This window comes from Macromonas bipunctata (genome assembly GCF_002837135.1).
GTDB lineage: Bacteria > Pseudomonadota > Gammaproteobacteria > Burkholderiales > Burkholderiaceae_C > Macromonas_A > Macromonas_A bipunctata.
In genome coordinates this window covers 49,485-55,628 of the sequence record NZ_NWBQ01000022.1, presented here as the reverse complement: position 1 = coordinate 55,628, position 6,144 = coordinate 49,485, and the positions used below count along the sequence as shown (strand labels likewise).

At 70.0% G+C, this 6,144-nt stretch carries 7 protein-coding genes; 2 read left to right on the top strand and 5 right to left on the bottom strand.

What is annotated here, in order from left to right; all coding sequences use genetic code 11:
* From CON76_RS03785 to CON76_RS03770, 4 genes are all read right to left on the bottom strand, one after another.
* Positions 1–324: helix-turn-helix domain-containing protein (locus CON76_RS03785; RefSeq protein ID WP_145995315.1), on the bottom strand; the 324-nt coding region annotated here is incomplete at its 3' end.
* Positions 325–557: 233 nt separating this feature from the next.
* Positions 558–1,250: a BON domain-containing protein gene (locus CON76_RS03780; protein WP_338063674.1), complete on the bottom strand. Its 693-nt coding sequence runs from the start codon at positions 1,248–1,250 to the stop codon at positions 558–560.
* Complete coding sequence (locus CON76_RS03775) at positions 1,247–1,813, bottom strand: SIS domain-containing protein (protein WP_101102032.1); 567 nt, start codon at positions 1,811–1,813, stop codon at positions 1,247–1,249. The genes CON76_RS03780 and CON76_RS03775 overlap by 4 nt, the downstream gene beginning before the upstream one ends.
* A gap of 36 nt (positions 1,814–1,849) precedes the next feature.
* Positions 1,850–2,266, bottom strand: a complete 417-nt coding sequence (locus CON76_RS03770; protein WP_240592754.1) for a YraN family protein — start codon at positions 2,264–2,266, stop codon at positions 1,850–1,852.
* 3 nt (positions 2,267–2,269) lie between these two features.
* Here CON76_RS03770 and rsmI point away from each other — a divergent pair, with 3 nt between their 5' ends.
* Positions 2,270–3,199, top strand: coding sequence for a 16S rRNA (cytidine(1402)-2'-O)-methyltransferase (gene rsmI / locus CON76_RS03765; RefSeq protein ID WP_101102024.1), 930 nt, complete (start codon positions 2,270–2,272; stop codon positions 3,197–3,199).
* Here the strand turns inward: rsmI and CON76_RS03760 are convergent.
* Positions 3,196–3,627: a hypothetical protein gene (locus CON76_RS03760; RefSeq protein WP_145995314.1), complete on the bottom strand. Its 432-nt coding sequence runs from the start codon at positions 3,625–3,627 to the stop codon at positions 3,196–3,198. The two genes, rsmI and CON76_RS03760, sit on opposite strands and share 4 nt — an antisense overlap.
* Between CON76_RS03760 and CON76_RS03755 the strand changes: the two genes are divergently transcribed.
* Positions 3,626–6,088 (top strand): bifunctional acetate--CoA ligase family protein/GNAT family N-acetyltransferase, encoded by a 2,463-nt coding sequence (locus tag CON76_RS03755; RefSeq protein WP_101102022.1) that lies wholly within the window; start codon positions 3,626–3,628, stop codon positions 6,086–6,088. The genes CON76_RS03760 and CON76_RS03755 overlap by 2 nt on opposite strands.
* Positions 6,089–6,144: the final 56 nt, after the last annotated feature.

The following is a 6,144-nucleotide window of genomic DNA, read 5'->3' as shown; positions in this document are numbered from 1 at the left end:
GCCGCCCTTGCGCTTGAACTGCGGGTAACGCCCACGCTTGGCAAAGAAGTTGCCGAACGCTGTTTGCAAATGCCGCAACGCTTGCTGCAACGGCACGCTGGACACAGCGTTGAGCCAAGTGTATTCGGGCTGCTTTTTCAAAAGGGTCAGCGCGGCAGATGTGTCGTGGTAGCCCATCCGTTCCTGCCGCTGTTCCCACGCTTCGCTACGCCAGCGCAGCATGTGGTTGTAGACCACGCGCACGCAACCAAACGTCTGGGCCAAGAGGATTTCTTGCTCAGGCGTTGGGTAAAACCGGAAGCGGTACGCGCGCTTGATGTCCATGCGCGCAATTTACACGAAAACCACCCCATCCACCCAGAAGATAGCCAACCTAAAAAGGAGCGGAAACAGGGGCTTGCTGTGCAAGCCGTGCTATCCCTCCCCGGCATGAATGCCGGGGTTTCCCGCACAGATTGATAAATTATACCCATATGGGTATAAAACTGAATACAGCCAGAGCATTACGTGTGGCATACACCCAGCCCGTCCAATAGCAGGCCGAAGCTGGCCCGGCGTCAGTTCAGCGGCACGTTGCCCACGTCCGACACCGGCGCCACCGTGACCGGGGCGGCGGGCTGCAGGCGCTGCAGTTCCTGCTCGTCGATCAGCTCGAACACACGCACCACGCGCTGCACGCCGCTGGTGCTGCGCACCACCTCGGTGGCGCGGTCGGCCTCGCGCGGCGTCACGCGGCCCATCAGGTAGGCGGTGCCGCGCTCCGTCACCACCTTGACGGCGGTGGCCGGGGGCACGCCGTCGGCGTTGAGCAGCACGCCCTTGATGCGCGCCGTCACCAGGCCGTCCTCGGCCTGTGCGCCGAGCGTGGGCGAGTTCATCACCGCCAGCTCGTCCACGATCTGCTGCACGTTGTCCACCCGCGACACCACGCGCACCACCAGGGCGCGGTCGGCCTCGCTGGGCACTTCGCCCGTCAGCAGCACGCGGCGGTTGAAGCTGGTGACGGAGACGCGCACGCGCCCGCCCAGCTCGTTGCGCACGTGGTTGGCGGCGCGCAGCTCGATGCCCTGATCCTCGAGCTGGGTGCCCGAGGTGCGGCGGTCGGACGCAATCAGCGCCGTGGCGCCGGCAGCGGTGCCAAACGCCAGCGGCGCGCACGCCGTTGTCAGCGCGCTGGCCAGCGCCAGCACCAGGGCGCCCACGGCCCGGCGCTGGCCGGTGGTCAGGGTACAGGAATTTGCATTCATCATGTATTTACCTCCGTCTCAGGGTCATCGCCCAGCAGTTGCACGTCCACGCCGTCGCAGATGCAGTGCAGCACCAGTTGCTGCGCTTCCAGCACGCGGGGCAGGCGTTCGCTGGGCACGGCCACCCAGACGTCGGTGTCCTTGAGCAGCGGCCCCAGCTCGCCCGCCTGCGCTGGCGTCAGGGCCACCACCGTCATCTCGCGCTCGTGGGCGGCCTGCACGGCGGCCAGTATGTCGGGGCTGGCACCGGGCAGGGTACACAGCAGCAGCACGTCGCCCGGCAGGCCCAGCGCGCCCACCTGGCGCTCCAGCGCGTTGTTGGCGCACAGGGACAGCGCAGCCAGTTCGGGGCGCTCGCGCTCGAACTGCCCCACAAACGCGCTGGCCAGCGCCTGCGCCAGCCCCGCCGCCGGGCCCATGCCCCAGGCCAGCACCTTGCCACCGTTGGTCACGGCGGCCAGCACGGCACCGGTGGCGGCTTCCACCGCCGGGCCCAGGGTCTGGGCGGCCTGGTAGCTCAGGTCGGCACTGTCGATGAAGTGTTGTTGAATTCGTTGCAGCAACATGGGGGGCATCATACCTGTGTGTGTGGTGGGGCGTGCTCAGGCCCAGCCGCTGGCGTCAAATGCGGCGGGCCACCACGCCAGCGTGGCCGCCTCGCCGCTGCCTTGCACCAGCACCACGTCAAAGCGGCACGGTGGGCACTGGGGCAGGCGCGCCAGGTAGTGCCGGGCGGCGTACACCAGACGGCGCTGCTTGGTGGCACCTATGCTGGCCCCGGCGCCACCGTAGCGCGCACTGCTGCGCTGGCGCACCTCCACAAACACCAGCGTGCCGTCGGCATCGCGCATAATCAAATCGACCTCGCCCCCGCCGCGCCCGGGCGTCTTGAAGTTGCGTTGCACCAGGCGCAGGCCGTGCTGCTGCAGGTGCTGCAGCGCCAGCAGCTCGGCGGCGTCGCCCCGCTGTTTGGTGGTGGGCGCGGTGCGGTCGGTTTGTTCCTGTTTCCGGATGCTCACGCTTTGAATCCTTCCTTCCCGTTGGCGCTGCCCGCCGCACAAGCGGCGGCCGGGCCGCAACATTATCCGTCTGGCACCCTGTACGTGGTGGCCACACCTATTGGCAACCTGGCCGACATCACCCTGCGTGCGCTGCACGTGCTGGCACTGGCCGACACCATTGCCTGCGAGGACACCCGCCACACCGCGGCGCTGCTGCAGGGCTACGGCCTGCACAAGCCGCTGCTGGCACTGCACCAGCACAACGAGGCCGAGGCCGCCCAAGGCGTCATCGAGCGCCTGCAGGCCGGGCAACGCGTGGCCTACGTGAGCGACGCGGGCACGCCCGGCATCAGCGACCCCGGCGCGCGCCTGTGCGCCGCCGTGCAGGCCGCCGGGCTGCGCTGCGTGCCCTTGCCGGGCGCCAGCAGCATCACCACCTTGCTCAGCGTGGCCGGGCTGGCCGAGGCACACCATGAGCCCGGCGCCGCGTTCGAGTTCACCGGCTTTCTGCCCGCCAAGGGCGCCGCGCGCGAGCAGGCCCTGCGCCGCCTGGCCAGCCAGCCCCACGCCTGCGTGCTGCTGGAAGCGCCGCACCGCATCGCCACCCTGGCGCGCGACCTGGCCGCGCTGGGCCCGCGCCCGCTCACGGTAGGCCGCGAGCTGACCAAACAGTTCGAGCAGATCACCACCCTGCCCTGCGATGGCTTTCGCGCCTGGCTTGATGCCGACGCGCGCCACAGCAAGGGCGAATTTGCGCTGGTGCTGCACCCGCAAGCGGCGCCGTCACCCGACGCGCAGGACGGCCCCAGCACCGAGGCCCTGCGCGTGCTGCAACTGCTGCTGCCCGAGCTGCCCCCCAAAACCGCCGCCCGGCTGGCCGCGCACATCACCGGCGCCAGCAAGAACGCGCTCTACGACGCTGCGCTGGCGCTCAAGGCCCACAACGCCTAACCTGGGCCCTGCCCCGGCGGTGGGCGCGTCCCGTCCTTGGGCGACACATCGACCACATCGGCATCCGACGCGTTTCGCTGCGGCGCGGGCAAGCGCGCCAACGGCTGCTCCACCTCACGCCCTTGCACATCCACCACCTCGGCCTCGTCGGGGGCCGGGCTGCGGCCACCCGCGCGCCGCATCTGTTGCTCCTGCCAGCGGCGCAGCTGTGCCAGCGACGCTGGCACCTCCAGCCGCCGCCCACGGCACAGCGCCCACAGCCAGCCCACCAGCAACAACACCAAGGCCACCGCCAGCACCAGCAGCGACAACACCGCCGCCACCCCCCACAGCACCGCCCTGGCCAACACGTTCAACCACCGCTCCATCGCTTGCCTTTCCTGTTTGCGGCCCGCTGGCCCGGGCACGGCGTAAGATGCTCGCACCATGACCATCCGCCATCTCGACTCCCTGTTTGTCCCCGCCAGCGTGGCCGTCTTTGGCGCCTCGGACCGTCCCCACAGCGTCGGGGCCACGGTCTGGCGCAACCTGCACGCCCACTTTAAAGGCACACTGTACCCGGTCAACCCGCGCCTGAGCGTGCTGGACGGCGCCACGGTGTACCCCGACGCCGCGGCCCTGCCCGCCGCGCCGGCGCTGGCCATCTTCTGCACCGCCCCCGACACCCTGGAGCCACTGCTGCAAACCCTGGGCGCGCGCGGCACCCGCGCCGCCGTCATCGTCACGGCCGGGGTCAGCCCCGAGCAGCAAGCCGCCCTGCTGCAGGCGGCACGCCGCCACGATGTGCGACTGCTCGGCCCCGGCTCCATCGGCCTGCTGGTGCCGCACCTGGGCCTGCACGCCAGCTTCAGCCTCGACGCCACCCAGCCCCAGAACACACCCCTGACCGGACAACTGGCGTTCGTGTCGCAGTCGGGCGCGCTCGTCACCGGCATGCTGGACTGGGCCAACGCGCACGGCATCGGGTTCTCGTGCTGCGTGGCCCCGGGTGAGGCGCTCGACATCGACGTTGGCGACCTGCTCGACTACCTGGGCAGCGACCCGCGCACCCGCGCCATCCTGCTCTACCTGGAAAACATCAGCGCGCCGCGCAAGTTCATGTCGGCGGCGCGGGCGGCGGCGCGCAACAAGCCTGTCATCGTGGTCAAGGCTGCGCGCTCGGTGCAGGGGCAGCAAGCCGCCGCCGCGCGCCTGGGCCGCGCCGCCCCCACCAGCGCCGACGCCGTGTTCGACGCCGCGCTGTCGCGCGCAGGCATCTTGCGCGTGGCCAGCCTGCAGGAATTGTTTGCCGCCGCCGAGCTGCTGGCGCGCTTCCGCGACAACCGCAACGAACAGCTCATCGTGCTGACCAATGGTGGCGGCACCGGCGTCATGGCCGCCGATGCTGCCGCCGACGTTGGCATCCCGCTGGCCACGCTCAGCCCCGCCGTGGTGCAAAAACTCGACGCCCTGCTGCCCGGCGCCTGGTCGCGCACCAACCCGATCGACATCGGCAACGACGCGCCGCCGCAACGCTACGCCGACGTGCTGCAACTGCTGCGCGAGCAACGCGACAGCGCCATCCTGCTGGTGCAGACGCCCACCGGGCTCGTCTCCAGCACCGACGTGGCCCAGGCCGTGCTGCCCGTGGCCAGCCAACGCCCGCCGCGCGTGCTGGCCAGCTGGCTGGGGCACCAGGCGGTGGCGCCCGCGCGCGCGCTGTTTCGCCAGGCCGGCATCCCCGAATACCAGACGCCCGAGGAAGCGGTGCGCGCCTTTGCCTTCCTGCGCCAGTACCACCGCCACCAGGCCGAGCTGATGGAGACCCCGGGCGCCACCCCCATCGGCAGCCGCATCGACCTGGCCACCATCCGCGCCCTGATCGACACCGCACTGGTCCAGGGGCGCGACACCCTGACCGCGCCCGAAGCCCAGGCCCTGCTGCAAGCGGCCGGCATCCCGGTGCAGACGCCCGCCACACCGCACCAGGCCAGCGCGCACACGCACGAACTCATGCTCGGCGCCAGCATCGACCCGCTGTTTGGCCCCGTGATCGTGTTTGGCCAGGGCGGCAGCGCCGCCGACGTGCTGGCCGACCGCGCGCTGGCGCTGCCGCCGCTCAACCTGTCGCTGGCGCAGAGCCTGATCGGGCGCACCCGTGTGGCGCGGCTGCTGCACGGCTACGGCGACGTGCCGCCCGCGCACCTGTCTGCGCTGACGCAGGCGCTCATCACCGTCTCGCAGCTGCTGGCCCAGGTGCCCGAGATCGCCGAACTCAACATCAACCCATTCCTCGTCGGCCCCGACGGCGCGGTGGCGCAAGGCGCGCGCGTGCGCCTGAGCGCCAGCGGCCCGGCGGGCGCGCACCACTTCGCCATCCGGCCCTACCCCGAGGAACTGATCGAGCACCGGCCCTGGGGCGATGGCGGCACCCTGACCCTGCGCCCGATCCGACCCGAAGACGAACCCCAGCACCTGGCCTTCTGCAACCGCCTCCTGCCCGAAGACCTGCGCCTGCGCGTGTTCTACAGCCAGCGCAGCATGGAACACACCGAACTGGCGCGCCTGACCCAGATCGACTACGACCGCGAGATGGCCTTCATTGCCACCACCACCGGCCCCGACGGCGCGGAGGAAACCCTGGGCAGCGTGCGCGGCATCTGCGACCCCGACAACACCGAGGCCGAATTCGGCATCATCATCCGCTCCGACCTCAAGGGCAAGCGCCTGGGCTGGATTTTGATGGACAAGCTCATCCGCTACCTGCGCGCCAACGGCACCCAGCGCGTGGTCGGCATCATCCTGAAAGAGAACACCGGCATGCTCAAGCTGGCGCGTCAGCTCGGCTTTGTCACCGACACCAGCTACAACGACGACCCCGAGGTGCGGCGCCTGGTGCTGACGCTGTGACTTTTTTGCTGCACTGCAACAAAAATTTGGCAACGGCGCGGGATTACCCTATACTT